We start from the raw sequence: 15778 nt of genomic DNA on the forward strand, positions 1-15778 counted from the left end.
CTTAAGGCGGGAAAACCTACACACAGTTTGCCGCAGCTTGGGCCGCTCCTGTTCCCCGGCGATGGTCAAGCGGCTCGGTGTGAGCCGCTTTCTTTGGTTACTTTCTTTGCGGCGGCAAAGAAAGTAACTGCCGCCCCGCACAGGGGCAACGCATGAAAACCGGCAACATCACGCGGATGCCAGCGCAAAGCCAAGCGGCCAGATGCCTGCGCAGCAAAAAAACAAACCCACCCCAGCAGGCAAACACACGAGCTAACCCTGAATATCCCTTCTTTTCGACCCATCGCAGCAGCGTCGGACACCTGAAAATTCAACCTACAGCATTGAGGCAATCAATTCCATGGCAACCACGACCGCAAACCAGCAAGCCAACGCGAAGCCCTCCTCTCCGGGCCTCGTCAAGCGCATTTTGGTGATCCTGCTGATCGTACTGGTCGCGGCAGGCGCCGCCGGCGCCGCCACCTGGTTCTTCATGTCCAAGCGTGCGCCCGCCGCCGCAACGGCAGCTGCGCCGGCGCCCGCGCCTGCACCTATCTTCTTTCCGCTCGAATCGATGACGGTGAACCTGCAGTCCGACGACGGCCAGCAGCACTATCTGCGCATCGGTCTGACGCTGAAGCTGACCGACCAGAAGGTTCAGGAACATTTGACCGAACACATGCCCGAAGTCCGCAGCCGCGTGCTGCTCGCGCTGTCGAACAAGCATCCCGAGGAACTCGCGACGCTCGACGGCAAGAAAGCACTCGCCACGGAACTCGAAAAGCTGATCGAAGAGCCGACCGAGGCCAACGGTCAACCCGTGCACGTCTCCGACGTGCTGTTCACCGAATTCGTCGTCCAGTAACGGCGCCTTGTGCCGACTGATTTGATCTTTCACCGCGCCACTGAAGGGACGTACGAGGAATAGGAATGGGCCACGAAGAGTTCATGTCCCAGGAGGAGGTCGATGCCCTCCTCAAGGGCGTCACCGGCGAGTCCGACTCGCAATCCGACCAGTCCGAGCGCTCCGGTGTCCGCCCGTACAACATCGCGACGCAGGAACGCATCGTTCGCGGCCGGATGCCCGGCCTCGAAATCATCAACGACCGGTTCGCGCGCCTGTTGCGCGTCGGCATATTCAACTTCATGCGGCGCACGGCGGAAATTTCCGTCGGCCCGGTGAAGGTGCAGAAGTACAGCGAGTTCACCCGCAACCTGCCGATCCCGACGAACCTGAACCTCGTCCACGTGAAGCCGCTGCGCGGCACGTCGCTGTTCGTGTTCGATCCGAACCTCGTGTTCTTCGTGGTCGACAACCTGTTCGGCGGCGATGGGCGTTTCCATACGCGAGTGGAAGGCCGCGACTTCACGCAGACCGAGCAGCGCATCATCAGCAAGCTGCTCGGCCTCGTGTTCGAGCACTACACGACGGCATGGAAGAGCGTGCGCCCACTGCAGTTCGAATACGTGCGCTCGGAAATGCACACGCAGTTCGCAAACGTTGCCACGCCGAACGAAATCGTGATCGTCACGCAGTTCTCGATCGAGTTCGGGCCGACAGGCGGCACGCTGCATATCTGCATGCCGTACTCGATGATCGAGCCGATCCGCGACGTGCTGTCCTCGCCGATCCAGGGCGAAGCGCTCGAAGTGGACCGCCGCTGGGTGCGCGTGCTGTCGCAGCAGGTGCAGGCAGCCGAAGTGGAACTGACGGCCGATCTCGCGCAGGTCCCCGTGACGTTCCAGGAGATTCTCAACATGAAGGCGGGCGACGTGCTGCCCATCAACATTCCCGAGCACATCACGGCGAAGGTCGACGGCGTGCCGGTGATGGAATGCGGCTACGGAATTTTCAATGGTCAATACGCATTGCGCGTGCAAAAGATGATCAGCGCAGCGGAACAGATGAAGGAAGCGGGATATGACTGAGTTGAACTCGACACCCGATATGGACATGCCGGAAGAGTCGAAGGTGAATGATCCGTTGCCCGGCTCGGGCGCCGAAGAAGCGGCCCTCGACGATTGGGCGAGCGCGCTCGCCGAGCAGAACGACAACACGTCGGTCAGCGCGACCACGGCGGGTGTGTTCCAGCCGCTGTCGAAGGTCGAGCCGTCCACGACGCGCAACGACATCGACATGATTCTGGACATTCCCGTTCAGATGACGGTCGAACTGGGCCGCACGAAGATCGCGATCCGTAACCTGCTGCAACTGGCGCAGGGTTCCGTCGTCGAGCTGGACGGTCTCGCGGGCGAGCCGATGGACGTGCTCGTCAACGGCTGCCTGATTGCGCAGGGCGAAGTGGTGGTCGTGAACGACAAGTTCGGTATTCGCCTGACCGACATCATCACGCCGTCCGAGCGTATCCGGAAGCTGAACCGATGAAACACGCAGTAACCCGGGCCGCGTTCCATGGAGGCGGCATGCCGCTGCCGCGCCGCGCCCGTTTCATGTCGACGGTGATCGTGGCCGGGCTCATGCTCTGCGCCAGCACTTTCCATCTTGCGCATGCCGCCGACATGAATGCCGTCAACAACGCCGCGAAGATCGCCTCGAGCGTCGGCGCGGGAACGGCGGTGCCGTCGCTCGGCGTCGGCGCCGTGCTGCAGACGATCGTAGGTCTTGCTGTCGTGATCGGCCTCGTGTTCGGCTTCGCATGGCTCGCGCGCCGCTTCGGCCTGCAACCGGGCCAGCGCGGCGGGATCGTGAAGACGATCGGCGGGACGTCGCTTGGCGGCAAGGAGCGCGTGGCCGTCGTCGAGATCGGCGATACGTGGCTCGTGCTCGGCGCTGCGCCCGGCAATGTGCGCCTGTTGCATACCATGCCTGCCGGCGCGTCCTCGGGCGCACCCCTTCCCACCGGCACGCCTTTTTCAGTGCCCGGCGCATCCAGTCCCGGCGGCCCGGTCCAGTTGAGCGGCACTTTCGGACAACGCTTTCGCGACGCGCTCAAAAACGAAGCGGCCAAACGTTTCCAGCGACGCGCGAGCGGAGAACAGTAATGCAGTACGACCGATCTGACGCGCGGCGCCGCTGCGCTGTGACTTCCCACGTCCTTTCACAGGCTTCAAGGCAGGCTCCCGCTTCGATGAAAAAGCGCATCCTGAAGGGCGCCGCGCTGATTGCGCCGCTCGCCGTGCCCGCGCTGCTGTTCGCGCTGCCGACGCTGTCGCACGCGCAGGCCAACGGTCTGCCCGCCTTCAACACGAGCCCCGGCCCGAACGGCGGCACGACTTACTCGCTGAGCGTGCAGACGATGCTGCTGCTCACGATGCTGTCGTTCCTGCCCGCGATGGTGTTGATGATGACGAGTTTCACGCGCATCATCATCGTGCTGTCGCTGCTGCGTCAGGCGATCGGCACGCCGACCACGCCGCCCAATCAGGTAATGGTCGGTCTTGCGCTGTTTCTTACGCTGTTCGTGATGACGCCCGTGCTCGACAAGGCGTACACCGATGGCTACAAGCCCTTCTCCGAAGGCACGATCCAGATGGACGAGGCCGTGAAGCGCGGTGTCGCGCCGTTCAAGGCATTCATGCTGAAGCAGACCCGCGAGAGCGATCTCGCGCTGTTCGCGCGCATCTCGCACGCCGCGCCGATGCAGGGTCCGGAAGATGTGCCGCTGTCGCTGCTGGTGCCGTCGTTCGTGACGAGCGAACTGAAGACGGGTTTTCAGATCGGCTTTACCGTGTTCATTCCGTTCGTGATTATCGACATGGTGGTGGCGAGCGTGCTGATGTCGATGGGCATGATGATGATTTCGCCCGCGACAATTTCGCTGCCATTCAAGCTGATGCTGTTCGTGCTGGTGGATGGCTGGCAGTTGATCATTGGCTCGCTTGCACAGAGCTTCGTCTGAATTCCGCAGGGAGAATCACGCCATGACGCCGGAAACCGTCACCACGCTTGCGCACGAAGCGATGTACATCGCGTTGTTGCTGGCTGCGCCGCCGCTTTTCGTCGGGCTTGTTGTCGGTCTCGTCGTGAGCCTGTTTCAGGCGGCGACGCAGATCAACGAAGCCACGCTGTCGTTCATTCCGAAGCTGTTCGCGATTGCCGTGACGCTGGTGCTGATCGGTCCGTGGATGCTCGCGAAGCTGCTCGATTACACGCGCCACATGTTCACCAGCATTCCGACGCTCGCCAACTGAGCGCCCTTCTCTTTCCTTCTTTCGACGCGCGATGTTCTCCGTCACCTACGAACAGCTGAACGTCTGGCTTACGGCGTTCCTGTGGCCGTTCGTACGGATTCTCGCGCTGATGGCGACGGCGCCCGCGTTCGGCGACAAGTCGTTGCCGACTCGCGTGAAGGTCGCTCTTGCGGGATTCATTACGCTGATCGTTGCGCCGACTATCGGTGCGTTGCCGCAGGTTACTGTGTTTTCCGCGCAGGGCGTGTGGATCATCGTCAATCAGTTTTTGATTGGTGCGGCGCTCGGTTTTACGATGCAGCTCGTGTTTGGGGCGATTCAGGCGGCCGGCGACATCATGGGCATGAGCATGGGGCTCGGGTTCGCGACGTTCTTCGATCCGCATGCCGCTGGTTCGACTGACGTCATGTCGCGGTATATGAACATGCTCGCGATTTTGACGTTTCTCGCGTTCGATGGGCATTTGCAGGTCATTTCTGCTCTGATTCAGACGTTTCAGGCGCTGCCTGTGTCGGCAAATCTGCTCGGCGCCAATGGATGGCGTGTGCTGGCTGGATGGGGGAGCACTGTGATCAGTGCTGCACTGCTGCTTTCTCTGCCGATTGTCACTGCGCTTCTTATCACCAATCTTGCGCTGGGGATTCTTAATCGGGCTGCGCCGCAGATTGGGGTGTTTCAGGTTGGGCTGCCGGTTACTGTTATTACTGGTTTGCTGCTGATTCAGTTGATGTTGCCCAATATGATGCCGTTCTTTGCACGGTTGTTTGAGAGTGGGATTGAGGAGATGGGGCGGGTGGTGGCTGGGTTGAGGTAAAGGTTTTTTGCTGCGCATGCTTTGATGGGGTGTTTTTGTCTTTGCGCTAGTATCTGCGATTGGCTTTTGCTTTTGCTTTCGCTGGCATCCGCGAATTGTTAGCTCGCTTCAAGCGTCGCCCCTGTGCGGGGCGGCACCTACTTTTCTTTGCCGCCGCAAAGAAAAGTAGGCAAAAGAAAGCGGCTCACACCGCCAGCACTAATTCTTGCCTGAGGGCCCCCAAAGGGTCTTACGCTTCACACGGCAATCACATCATTCTTGCTCGTTGCCAGCGCTCTTGCCGGGCGCCTCACCCGCTTCATGCTCCCGCGTCGCACCAAGCCGCGCCAGATACTCTACCGCCGCCCAGGTGGCAAACTGTGTGTAGGCCGTAGTGCCTCACACGCCTCACTCCGGACCGTTAGCACACGCGTTCCACCCTGTAAGAGCGCCACCCTATACGACGCGACAACCTACACACAGTTTGCCACCTGGGCGGCACATACCATTCGCTGACGCCAGCCCTTGTACGGGTGCTTGAAGCGGGTGAGGCGTTTATTCGAAGCGTTGGCAACGCGCACCGACCTGGGCACTGCCGTGCGAAGTGTGGGGACGTTGGGGGCCCGTGGGCAAACGTCAAGAATTGGCGGTGTGAGCCGCTTTCTTTTGCCTACTTTTCTTTGCGGCGGCAAAGAAAAGTAGGTGCCGCCCCGCACAGGGGCGACGCTTGAAGCGAGCTAACGTAGAGCGGATGCCAGCGCAAAGACCAAAACACCGAACGGCGACGCCTGAAGCACGCTAACGAATCGCGGATGCCAGCGAAAACCCGAGAAAACCACATCAGCGTCGCAAGACAAAAAAAAACGCCCAGCCCTATTCAAAGAGCCAGGCGTCTCGCACCTACAAAATCGAAATCAAAAACAAAAACAAAAACCAAAAATGAACAACGAAAAAATCAGTTTCCAATGTAATCAAACAACGACAACTTCTGAATCATCGAAAAACCCTGCTGCGCTGCCTGCAGCGAAAACTGCGTCATCGTGTACTTGCTGATGACGGACGTCAAATCAGTCTGCGTCAAATCCGCAAGATTGCTCGTCGTCTGCAACGAGTTCGTCTGCGTCACCGTCTGCAGCGCCTCGACCTCCTGCTCCCGGCCGCCCACGGACGTCTGAATCGACGTCACGTTGTTCATCGTGTTATGCAACTGGGTCATCGCCGTGCCCAGCGCGTTCGTCAGGTTCGCCTGGCCGCCCGTGCCCGAAACGGGCGTTTGCAGCGCGGCAATCACGCTGTCGAGATTCGCGAATACGTCCTTGCTCGACTGCGCCGCAGGCGTCACCGAGAACGAATCGCCAGCATTGGGCGCACCCGTAATCGTCACACTCTGGCCGCCGCCGCCAAGCGAAATCGCCTGGCCAGTCGCAAAGGTCTGCGGCGCGCTCGTCGTCGATGTGGTCGCGTCGGTGATCGTGTACGTCGTCGCAGACGTGAAGTTGATCGTGAACTTGTGCTGGTTCGTCGGATCAGTCGGATTGCTCACCGACACATTGCCGATCGTGCCCGTCCCCGTGTTCGCCGAATTGCCCGCCGTCACCGCCGCGCTGCCCGCCGGCGAGATGCTCAGGAACACCGCCTGGCCTGTATCGCCGATCGCGATGTTGCGCGTGCCCGTCACCTGCACGTTCTGCACGCCGTTGTCACCGTTGTACTGCACAGCGCCGCTCGCGTTGATCGAGAACGGCGGCGTCCCTGCCTGATAACCAGCGTACAGATAGCTGCCCGAGCCGTCTGTGCCGTTCGCAAGACCCATCAGCTGGTTGCGCAAACCCTGCAGCTGCGTCGCGATCGCGCCGCGGTCGCCATCGTTGAGCGAGCCGTCGCCCGCGCGCACCAGCTGCGTGCTGATCGACGTCAGCACGTTGTTGATGCTGGAGAGCGAGCCGTCCTCGGATTGCAGCGCAGCGAGCGCGGTGTTCTGGTTGTCGGCGTACTGCGACAGCGTCGCGCCCTGCATGCTGAGCTGCACGGCCTGCGCTGCGCCGACCGGGTTGTCCGACGGCGTCGCGAGACTCACGCCGCTCGAAAGTTGCTGATACAGCGACGCCAGTGTGGATTGCTGATCGTCCATCGTCTGGACGTTCATGCCGAAATACTGTGAAGTAGAGATGCGCATAGTCGTTCAACGCCTCAATTGAAAATGCCGAGGATCGTCTGGAACAGCGTCTGGGCCGTCTGGATGACCTTGCTGTTCGCCTGATACAACTGCTGGTATTGCAGCAGGTTCGCCGCTTCCTCGTTGATGTTCACGCCGGAGATCGCCTGCTGCGCGGTCGTGATCTGCGTCACGAGCGATGTCTGCGATTTGCTCGACGCCTGGATCTGGTTCGTCTGGTTGCCGATGTCGTTCACGTAGTTCGCGTACGAGTCGGTCAGCGTGAGCGTACCGTTGCCCATCGACTTCGTCGTCACGAGATTGGAGATCGCCTGCGCGTTGCGCCCGTCCTTGCCGCCCGCCGGGTTCGGCGCGATCGTGAAGGTGTCGCCGTTCGCGGGCGTGCCCGTGATCTGCAGCGACACGTTGTTGATGGTGCTGCCCGTGATCGTCATCGACGCGCCCATGGCCGGGTTGTATGGCACATTGGGCGTCGCTGCCGTGATGTTGTACGAGGTCGGCGGCGTGCCGGCGATGGTCACGGTCGAGCCAACCGGGAAGCCGGAGATCGATCCCGTCGTCGAATTGTACGTGAGCGTGGTGGTCGTGCCCGGCAGCGTGTAGCCCGCCGACACCGTGCCCTGTGTCACCGACGAGGTGCCCGTATTGGACGTACCCTTCGACACCAGCACGGGCGACGAAGCCGCGATGGCCGCGCCGTCGCTGGTCGTCAGGCCGAAGCCGTTCAGCGCGCCGCGCGTCGGCTCGACGGTGAACGAATCGCCGGGGTTCATGGTGCCCGTCAGCGAGAACTGCATGCCGCCGATCGGGTTGGTCAGGTTGGCCGCCTGGCCGACGACCTGGCCCGTCTCGCGATCGGTGAGCGTGTAGTTCGAGCCGTCGTACGACAGCGTGTAATTTCCCGATACGGGCTGCGACGGATTGGACAGCGAAGCGCCCAGCGTCGCGCCGCCCGTGTTCTTCAGGTTCGCGAAGATGGTCGGATTGCCGACCGTGAACAGCGCGCCGCCCTTGTTGCCGTTCAGGTCGATACCGAGCGAATTCTGCGCGTTGACCTGCGCGGCGAAGCTCGTCGCGATCGCGCCGAGTTGCGCTTCGGCGGGATCGAGTGTCTGGCTGCGGAACGTCATCAGCCCACCGATCTGCCCTCCCAGCTGGACGCTGTCGGGCAGGATTTGCGGCGTCGTCGTTCCGGCCTGGCTCGCAAGACCTGCGTAGGCAACGGCCGTTTCCGTCGGGTCCGACGGCGATGTGACGGTAGTGAGATTGAAGCTCTTGTCGGAGACGACGAGCGGCTGGCCATTGCCCATGAACACGCTGTAGCCGCTATCGCCTTGCACGACCTGCACGCCGACGAGTTGCGACAGGTTCGAGATGGCGAGGTCGCGCTGGTCGAGCAGCTGGTTGGGCGGCTGGCCTTGCGTGCTCAGCGACTGGATCTGCGAATTGAGCTGCGCGATTTGTGCGCTGTAGGTGTTGATCTGTTTGACCGTATCGCCGATCTGCGTGTTGACGCTGGTGCGCAGCTGGTCGTACTGATCGCCTGCTGCGTTGATCTGGTCCGCCAACGATTGCGCGTTGCTGATGGCGCTTTGACGCATCGCGGGATTCGACGCATCGTTCGCGACGTTCTGCATGCCGGTGAAGTACGACGTGATTGCGCTCGAGATGCCCGAGGTCGGATTGCCGACCATGTTGTTGAGCTGCGCGATCAGGTTGTAGTAGGTGTTGAGCGAACCGGACTGCGACTGGGCGTTGTTCAGTTCGGTCGTCAGGTACTGGCTGTACTGGCGCTGGATGGTCGTGGTCGACACGCCGCTGCCGAGATAGCCCGAGCCCGTGTACTGTCCGCTCGATTCCGAGTAGACGGGACGCTCGACGGAATAGCCAGGCGTCGCCTGATTGGAGATGTTCTGACCTGTAGTCGTCAGACCCCATTGGGCTGCGTTGAGTCCACTAAGGCCGATGCTAAAAAGGTTACTCGACATGCGTCATCCTGAAAGACGGCGTAAGGGGCGGTGTGTGTGCACCGCCAGGTTGACCGGATAATTTGTATATCGGCCTTCCGGCGGGAAGATTGAGGGCGGGAATGTTTTTTTTGCGCGCAGCGCACCAGGGGTTTTTTTGCGCGGAGCGCTGGATGGGGTTTGGTTTTGCTCTGCGATGGTATCCGCGATTTGTTTGCTCGCTTCAGGCGTCGCCGTTCGGTGTTTTCAGGCTTTGCGTTGGCATCCGGTTTAGGTTAGCTCGCTTCAGGCGTCGCCGTTCGGTGTTTTGATCTTTGCGCTGGCATCCGCTCTACGTTAGCTCGCTTCAAGCGTCGCCCCTGTGCGGGGCGGCACCTACTTTTCTTTGCCGCCGCAAAGAAAAGTAGGCAAAAGAAAGCGGCTCACACCGCCAATTCTTGACGTCTGCCCACGGGCCCCCAACGTCCCCACACTTCGCACCGCAACGCCCTTGTTCGTGTGCGTTGCCAACGCTTCGAACTGGCGCCTCACCCGCTTCAGACTCCCGTACAAAGGCCAGCGGCAGCGAACGGTATGTGCCGCCCAGGTGGCAAACTGTGTGGAGGTTGTCGCGTCGTATGGCTTGGCGCTCTTACAGGGTGGGACGCATGCGCTATCGGTCTGGAGTGAAGCGTGTGGAGCACCGAGGGCCGACACACAGTTTGCCACCTGGGCGGCCGTGGACTGTCTGGCGCGGCGTGCTGAAAAGCGGGGGCGTGAAGCGGGTGAGGCGCTCATTCAGAGCGTTGGCAACGAACGTGGGTCACGTGGTTGCCGTGTGAAGCGTAAGAACCTTTGGGGGCCCTCAGGCAAGAATTAGCGCTGGCGGTGTGAGCCGCTTTCTTTTGCCTACTTTTCTTTGCGGCGGCAAAGAAAAGTAGGTGCCGCCCCGCACAGGGGCGACGCTTGAAGCGAGCTAACGTAACGCGGATGCCAGCGCAAACCCCGGCAAACCACCCAGCGTCGCAGACAAACCAAAAACCAAAAACCAAACCCAAAACCCAAAAACCAAACCTTAAGCCCGCACCAACGACCGCCTCTTCATCTCAAGCTGAGTAATCAACCGCTGAAGCGTATTCTCAGCATTCCCCGGCAGGGACAAAAACCGAAACCCAAGCGTGTAACGCTGCGTCCCGTTAGGCAAATCGACGGCCCGATTCGACATCAACTCAAGATCCAGCCGCAACGTCCCGAGCGACCCAAGGATGACTTCTGTATCGAGCAACTGCACCCCATGCTCGAGCGTCGACACACGCTCATCACTCGTCCGCATCGCCATGCCGCCAAGCGAAAGATCCTGCACTTCGAAGCGAAACCCCTCACCATCCGGCAAGCGCCCACGGCAAATATAAGGATCGAGCAACGGCGCATCGACACGGAAATACTCGCGCCGCTGCACGTAATACAAAACCTCGGGAAAATTGGCCTCGAACGAAGGCCGCCCTTCGAACGTCGTTTCGCGCGGCGTCTGCGTCACGAAGTGGACACGCACACCGTCCGGCGTCGCATGGAAATGCCCTTCGGGCGAAGTCAGCAGCCCGCGGTTCTGCTCGGCAAGCGCGCCCCAGTCAAACGTGAAGGTGCGCTCCCGCACGTCCACTTCGAGGATCTTCGTCACAAGCTGGCCGCCCTTGTACTGCACGGTCAGAAAATCGCCGCGATTAAGCAGATTGCGCAGTTGCACACCGATCTCAAGCGGATTGCGGCGGCCGAAGTCGACGCCTTCCATCTCGCGGTTGTCACCATTCGACTGGGTGGTATTCATGGCCTTGCCAATTTCTCTTCGTTCTTGCGGGCACCTCGCGAACGCTCCGCCGGCCCGGGGCTCGGCACGGCCGGCTTACGTCGCGAAACACGCGTGGGTCCGGAATTCCTTACACCATTCCGGTATCGGGTCTGACTGTTTAGCGGCAGCGTCGCCCCAAAGTTTAGACCGGTTTTACGAAATATTTTCCGCAAACGTTTGACACCGCAACGAAGACAGGATACGCGAATTCTGCTCGCGGTCCGAAAGTGACAAAAGACAAAAACGAGAAGCCATGCGGTTCGAGTCAGCCGCCCTGCCGGCGGTTTCGTCAGAGTATGGCGCGACAAGGCCCTGTCGCCGGCATGAGCCATTGAAGATTTGCGTGTCGACGGCGAGTGACCAGAACGAACGCGGCACGCGCCGCGCTCGCGCGCATCACACCATCTTCTGCATGATCGAAATGAGCTTCTTCGCGTAGTGCGGATCGGTCGCGTATCCGGCGCGCTGCATGCCCTGCGCAAAGCCGTTCACGTCGCGCGACGAATTGATCACCTGCGCATAGCGCGGATTCGACTTCAGGAAGCTCGCGTAGTCGGTCATCGCTTCCTCGTACGAATCGTACGCGCGGAATTTCTCGACCACGCGTTGCGGGCGGCCATTGATGTACTCGGTCGTGACCGTCGCGACGGTCTTGCCATTCCAGTCGTCGGTGGCCTTGATGCCGAATATGTTGTGACTCGTCGAGCCGTCCGACTTGCGAATCTCGCGCTTGCCCCAGCCCGATTCGAGCGCGGCCTGGCCGATGATGAAGCGCGCCGGAATGCCCGTCGCGGCGCTCGCCGCCTGCGCGGGCGCTGCAAGCTTGTCGACGAATGCGTCCACCTTGTCCGACGAGCCGTCGCCGCGCACGGGCGGCGTCAACGCGCTGTTCGCGGAGTAGCCGCGGCCCATCTTCAGCGCACCGTTGTTCGCCGGGTTCGCGTACGCCTTCGCCAGCGCATTCAACGCGACGTTGTTGCCCGCGTTCGCATCGTCGGCGGACATGCCGGAGTTGCGCATCAACTGCTTGAGCATCGCGTCGGCGACACCAATGCCCTTCGACGACATCTGCTGCGCAAGCTGCTGGTCCATCATCGATGTGAAGGTCGCCGTGTCGTGCGAATCAAACGGACCGTCGGACGGCGTCGCGTCGCGCATGCTCTTGAGCATCATCTGCGTGAAAACGGCGTCGAACTGCTTGGCAGCCGACTTCATCGCTTCACGCGGATTCGCCGCAGCCTGCGCGCGCATCGCATCGAAGCCCTGCGTGTCGAGAGCGAAGCGATTGGTCAGGTCGTTGGCGGCGTTGCGCGTCGTGTCGGAGTTCATTCTTGTTGTTCCTTAGATGATCTCGAGATCGGCTCGCAGCGCACCTGCTGCCTTCATGGCCTGGAGAATCGACATCAGATCGGCGGGCGTCGCGCCGAGCGCGTTGAGCGCTTTCACGACGTCCGCGAGGTTCGCGCCCGCGCTCACCATCTTGAGCGCGCCGTTGTCCTGCTTCAGCGCGATCTGCGACTGTTGCGCAACGACCGTCTGACCGTTCGAAAACGCGCCCGGCTGGCTCACCACCGGCTGCGTGTTGACGACCACGGACAGATTGCCGTGCGCCACCGCGCACGTCTGCAGCGTCACCATCTGGTTCATTACGATCGAGCCCGTGCGCGCGTTCAGGATCACCTTCGCGGCCGCCTGCGCGGGCTTCACGTCGAGGTTCTGCAACTGCGCCATGAACTGCACCTGCTGCGCCGGATCGGTCGGCGCGCGCAGCTGGATCGTGCGGCCGTCGAGTGCGACCGCCGTGCCGAAGCCGAACGCGTTGTTGATTGCGGACGTGATGCGCTGCGTCGTGTCGTAATCCATGTCGTTCAGGTCGAGCTGCATCGTGCCCGCCTGCGAAATCGTGGTCGGCACCGCGCGCTCGACGAGCGCGCCGCCCGTAATGCGGCCCGCTGCAAGCTGGTTCACCTGGACCTTGCTGCCGTTCGCGCTGGCACCCGCGCCGCCGACGGCCATGTTGCCCTGCGCGAGCGCATACACCTGGCCGTCCGCGCCCTTGAGCGGCGTGAGCAGCAGCGTGCCGCCGCGCAAGCTCTTGGCGTTGCCGAGCGACGAGACCGTCACGTCGATTGCTTCGCCGGGCCGCGCGAAGGCGGGCAGCGACGCCGTTACCATCACGGCGGCGACGTTCTTCAGCTGCATGCTCGACAGCGAGGACGAGCCGGAGTTGTTGGAGCCCGCCTGCTGGTTGTTGATCGAGATGCCGAGGTTCGCGAGCATGTTCGCGAGCGTCTGCGTCGTGAACGGCGTCTGCGTGGTCTGGTCGCCCGTGCCGTCGAGACCGACGACGAGGCCATAGCCGATCAGCGGATTGTCGCGCACGCCCTGGATCTGCACGAGGTCCTTCAGGCGCTCCGCATGGGCGACGTGCGTCGTGACGGGCAGCGCGGCGCACGCGAGCGCGACCACGGCGAACGCGCGCGCGGCGAAACCGGCAACGGACGTCAGGCGGAGGAAAGAGAAGGTACGCATGATCAGAACGGCGCGACGTTGAGGAAGAATCGTTGCAGCCAGCTCATGTCCTGGGATTCGTTGATATAGCCCTTGGCCGAGTATTCGATCTTTGCGTCCGCGACCTGAGTCGAGTAAACCGCGTTCAGGCTGCTGATCGTGTTGGGATTGACGACACCCGAGAAACGCACGAACTCATTGCCCTGGTTGATCAGCATCTGCTTTTCGCCACTCACGACAAGGTTGCCATTCGGCTGCACGCCGATCACCGTGACGGTGATCGTGCCGTTGAATGTGTTCGACGCATTGGCGCCGCCCGTCGCCTTGAACGTGTTGGCACCCGTCGCGTCGAGGTTCACCTTGCCGAACAGACCGCCGAGAAAGCCCGCCGTCGGCACGCCGAACTTGGTCTCGCCGTTGCGGTTCGTGTTCGCACCCGACGACTTCGTCGCGTTGATGTTTTCGGAGATGACGATGGTCAGGATGTCGCCGACATTGCGCGGACGCTGGTCTTCGAACAGCGGCCGGCCAGCGTAACCCGGGTTGTAGATCGAGCCGGGCGTTTGCAGCGAGGGCGCCGGCGGCGGCACGGCCGTCATCGGTTGCTGGGTGATCGGCTCCCTCGGCACGAGCGCGCAACCGCCAAGCGCGGCTGCGAGCACGCCAGCGCCAGCGAGCATCGACACGGCCCGCGCGCTGCGCAGAGGAATCTGGGTTCGAATGAAGTGCGACATCTTGATTACCGCCTAAGTGTTTCCGACTATCAGCCTGCTTAAACGGGCATCTGGCTGAGTGTCTGCAGCATCTGGTCGGAGGTCGTCACGGCCTTGCTGTTGATTTCGTATGCGCGCTGGGTCTGGATCATGTTCACCAGTTCCTGCACGACGTTGACGTTCGATGCTTCGACGTAACCCTGATTCAGCGTCCCGGCGCCATTCAGACCGGGCGTCGCGACGTTCGGCGTGCCCGACGAGGTCGTTTCCGCGAACAGGTTTTCGCCCTTCGCATCGAGACCGGTCGGGTTGATGAACGTGGCGACCTGCAACGAGCCGATCTGCGTGGTCGCCGTCGAACCTGCCGTCGTCACCGACACCACGCCGTCGCTGCCGATCGTGAGCGACGTCGCGTTCTGCGGGATCGTGATCGCGGGCATCACCTGGTAGCCGCTCGACGTGACGAGCTGGCCCTGTGCGTTGGTCTGGAACGAGCCGTCGCGCGTGTACGCGGTCGTGCCGTCCGGCATCTGCACCTGGAAAAAGCCCTGGCCGTTGATCGCGACGTCCTTCGAGTTGCCCGTCTGCTGCAGGTTGCCCTGCGTGTACAGACGCTCGGTCGCAACCTGTTGCACACCTGTGCCGAGCTGGATGCCCGACGGCAGCTCGGTCTGCTGCGTCGAGTTTGCGCCCGGCTGGCGGATCGTCTGATACAGCAGGTCTTCGAACACCGCGCGCGAGCCCTTGAAGCCATTGGTGCTGACGTTCGCGAGGTTGTTCGAAATCGTGTCCATCTGCGCCTGTTGCGCATTCATGCCCGTGGCGGCGATATAGAGTGAGCGGTTCACTTGTTTCTCTCCGTGGAAGCGCGTTCTGCGTTCCGTTAAATCTGCGTCGCGATTAGCTGAAGTTCAGCAGCTTGTTGGCCGACTGTTCGTTCTGGTCGGCGGACTCGATCATCTTGGTCTGCATCTGGAACTGACGGGCGTTGGTGATCATCGAGACCATCGCCGACACCGGGTTCACGTTGCTGCCTTCGAGCGCGCCTGCCGCGACGACCACGCTGGGATCGGCATCGGCGGGGTTGCCGTCGCTCGTGTGAAAGAGCCCGTCGTTGCCGCGCGTGAGCGCGCCGGGAGCGGGATTCACCAGCTTCAGTTGATCGACGAGCGCAATCGTCGTGGCGGGGTCGCCCGGCATCAACGCCGATACCGTGCCGTCCTTGCCGATCGTCACCTCCGCGCCGGGCGGAATCGACACTGGGCCGCCGCCGCCCACCACGGGCATGTTGCTGGCATTCACGAGCTGGCCGTTTTCGTCGACGTGCAGGTTGCCTGCGCGTGTGTACGCTTCCTGGCCGTCGGGCGTCAGCACGGACAGCCAGCCCGGCCCCTGGATGGCGACGTCGAGCGGGTTACCCGTCTGCTGGATCGGGCCGGGCGTGTAGTCCGCGCCCGGCGTCGACGACAGCACGAAAGTGCGCGTGGTGTCGTCCTGAATCGTGCTGCCGTCGCCGAACGCCATCGGCACGGCGCGGAACGTCGCGAGCTGGGCCTTGAAGCCCGTGGTCGAGGTGTTCGCGAGGTTGTTCGCGACCACGGCCTGCTGTTCGAGCGCCTGGGTCGCGCCCGACATCGCGGTGTATATGAGCCGGTCCATGAT

15 protein-coding genes are annotated in these 15778 nt (G+C 61.9%); 7 read left to right on the plus strand and 8 right to left on the minus strand.

What is annotated here, in order from left to right:
- The first annotated feature begins 340 nt into the window (after positions 1–340).
- The 7 genes from fliL to fliR all read left to right on the plus strand — a co-directional run bounded on the left by fliL (position 341) and on the right by fliR (position 4945).
- Entirely contained in the window at positions 341–844 is a 504-nt protein-coding gene (gene fliL / locus C2L66_RS15545) for a flagellar basal body-associated protein FliL (protein ID WP_054929244.1), read from the plus strand.
- A 65-nt stretch (positions 845–909) separates the two neighbouring features.
- The gene (gene fliM, locus C2L66_RS15550) at positions 910–1908 is read left to right on the plus strand and encodes a flagellar motor switch protein FliM (RefSeq protein WP_035991509.1); all 999 of its coding nucleotides are present in this window, start codon (positions 910–912) and stop codon (positions 1906–1908) included.
- A complete protein-coding gene (gene fliN / locus C2L66_RS15555; protein ID WP_035991507.1) occupies positions 1901–2365 on the plus strand; it encodes a flagellar motor switch protein FliN in 465 nt (154 codons plus the stop codon). The genes fliM and fliN overlap by 8 nt, the downstream gene beginning before the upstream one ends.
- A complete protein-coding gene (gene fliO, locus C2L66_RS15560) occupies positions 2362–2982 on the plus strand; it encodes a flagellar biosynthetic protein FliO (protein ID WP_060599548.1) in 621 nt (206 codons plus the stop codon). The genes fliN and fliO overlap by 4 nt, the downstream gene beginning before the upstream one ends.
- The gene (gene fliP / locus C2L66_RS15565; protein ID WP_098021501.1) at positions 2982–3839 is read left to right on the plus strand and encodes a flagellar type III secretion system pore protein FliP; all 858 of its coding nucleotides are present in this window, start codon (positions 2982–2984) and stop codon (positions 3837–3839) included. The genes fliO and fliP overlap by 1 nt, the downstream gene beginning before the upstream one ends.
- A 22-nt stretch (positions 3840–3861) precedes the next feature.
- Entirely contained in the window at positions 3862–4131 is a 270-nt protein-coding gene (gene fliQ, locus C2L66_RS15570) for a flagellar biosynthesis protein FliQ (RefSeq protein WP_054929246.1), read from the plus strand.
- 31 nt (positions 4132–4162) lie between these two features.
- A complete protein-coding gene (gene fliR, locus C2L66_RS15575; RefSeq protein WP_060599547.1) occupies positions 4163–4945 on the plus strand; it encodes a flagellar biosynthetic protein FliR in 783 nt (260 codons plus the stop codon).
- Positions 4946–5879: 934 nt separating this feature from the next.
- Here the strand turns inward: fliR and flgL are convergent.
- From flgL to flgF, 8 genes are all read right to left on the minus strand, one after another.
- Entirely contained in the window at positions 5880–7100 is a 1221-nt protein-coding gene (flgL, locus tag C2L66_RS15580) for a flagellar hook-associated protein FlgL (protein ID WP_054929250.1), read from the minus strand.
- A 14-nt stretch (positions 7101–7114) separates the two neighbouring features.
- Positions 7115–9088 carry a flagellar hook-associated protein FlgK gene (flgK, locus tag C2L66_RS15585; protein ID WP_054929251.1) on the minus strand — a complete coding sequence of 658 codons (1974 nt, stop codon included), beginning with the start codon at positions 9086–9088 and terminating at the stop codon, positions 7115–7117.
- A gap of 1033 nt (positions 9089–10121) precedes the next feature.
- Complete coding sequence (locus C2L66_RS15590; protein ID WP_054929252.1) at positions 10122–10871, minus strand: flagellar brake protein; 750 nt, start codon at positions 10869–10871, stop codon at positions 10122–10124.
- Positions 10872–11288: 417 nt separating this feature from the next.
- Entirely contained in the window at positions 11289–12221 is a 933-nt protein-coding gene (gene flgJ / locus C2L66_RS15595) for a flagellar assembly peptidoglycan hydrolase FlgJ (RefSeq protein ID WP_054929253.1), read from the minus strand.
- Between the two features lie 12 nt (positions 12222–12233).
- Positions 12234–13424 (minus strand): flagellar basal body P-ring protein FlgI, encoded by a 1191-nt coding sequence (locus C2L66_RS15600; RefSeq protein WP_060599546.1) that lies wholly within the window; start codon positions 13422–13424, stop codon positions 12234–12236.
- 2 nt (positions 13425–13426) lie between these two features.
- On the minus strand, positions 13427–14137 hold the full coding sequence (gene flgH / locus C2L66_RS15605; protein WP_054929255.1) for a flagellar basal body L-ring protein FlgH: 711 nt from the start codon (positions 14135–14137) through the stop codon (positions 13427–13429).
- 38 nt (positions 14138–14175) lie between these two features.
- The gene (gene flgG / locus C2L66_RS15610) at positions 14176–14964 is read right to left on the minus strand and encodes a flagellar basal-body rod protein FlgG (protein ID WP_035991488.1); all 789 of its coding nucleotides are present in this window, start codon (positions 14962–14964) and stop codon (positions 14176–14178) included.
- 52 nt (positions 14965–15016) lie between these two features.
- Positions 15017–15775, minus strand: coding sequence for a flagellar basal-body rod protein FlgF (flgF, locus tag C2L66_RS15615; protein ID WP_060599545.1), 759 nt, complete (start codon positions 15773–15775; stop codon positions 15017–15019).
- Positions 15776–15778 lie beyond the last annotated feature (3 nt).

This window comes from Paraburkholderia caribensis (assembly GCF_002902945.1).
Classification (GTDB): Bacteria; Pseudomonadota; Gammaproteobacteria; order Burkholderiales; family Burkholderiaceae; genus Paraburkholderia; species Paraburkholderia caribensis.

Bases quoted from the DNA above. Each gene is read 5' to 3' on its own strand.
- flgL (WP_054929250.1), bottom strand. From the start codon at position 7,100: ATGCGCATCTCTACTTCACAGTATTTCGGCATGAACGTCCAGACGATG.
- fliO (WP_060599548.1), top strand. From the start codon at position 2,362: ATGAAACACGCAGTAACCCGGGCCGCGTTCCATGGAGGCGGCATGCCG.
- fliR (WP_060599547.1), top strand. From the start codon at position 4,163: ATGTTCTCCGTCACCTACGAACAGCTGAACGTCTGGCTTACGGCGTTC.
- fliM (WP_035991509.1), top strand. From the start codon at position 910: ATGGGCCACGAAGAGTTCATGTCCCAGGAGGAGGTCGATGCCCTCCTC.
- flgJ (WP_054929253.1), bottom strand. From the start codon at position 12,221: ATGAACTCCGACACGACGCGCAACGCCGCCAACGACCTGACCAATCGC.
- fliQ (WP_054929246.1), top strand. From the start codon at position 3,862: ATGACGCCGGAAACCGTCACCACGCTTGCGCACGAAGCGATGTACATC.
- C2L66_RS15590 (WP_054929252.1), bottom strand. From the start codon at position 10,871: ATGAATACCACCCAGTCGAATGGTGACAACCGCGAGATGGAAGGCGTC.
- fliL (WP_054929244.1), top strand. From the start codon at position 341: ATGGCAACCACGACCGCAAACCAGCAAGCCAACGCGAAGCCCTCCTCT.
- fliP (WP_098021501.1), top strand. From the start codon at position 2,982: ATGCAGTACGACCGATCTGACGCGCGGCGCCGCTGCGCTGTGACTTCC.
- flgK (WP_054929251.1), bottom strand. From the start codon at position 9,088: ATGTCGAGTAACCTTTTTAGCATCGGCCTTAGTGGACTCAACGCAGCC.
- flgH (WP_054929255.1), bottom strand. From the start codon at position 14,137: ATGTCGCACTTCATTCGAACCCAGATTCCTCTGCGCAGCGCGCGGGCC.
- fliN (WP_035991507.1), top strand. From the start codon at position 1,901: ATGACTGAGTTGAACTCGACACCCGATATGGACATGCCGGAAGAGTCG.
- flgF (WP_060599545.1), bottom strand. From the start codon at position 15,775: ATGGACCGGCTCATATACACCGCGATGTCGGGCGCGACCCAGGCGCTC.
- C2L66_RS15600 (WP_060599546.1), bottom strand. From the start codon at position 13,424: ATGCGTACCTTCTCTTTCCTCCGCCTGACGTCCGTTGCCGGTTTCGCC.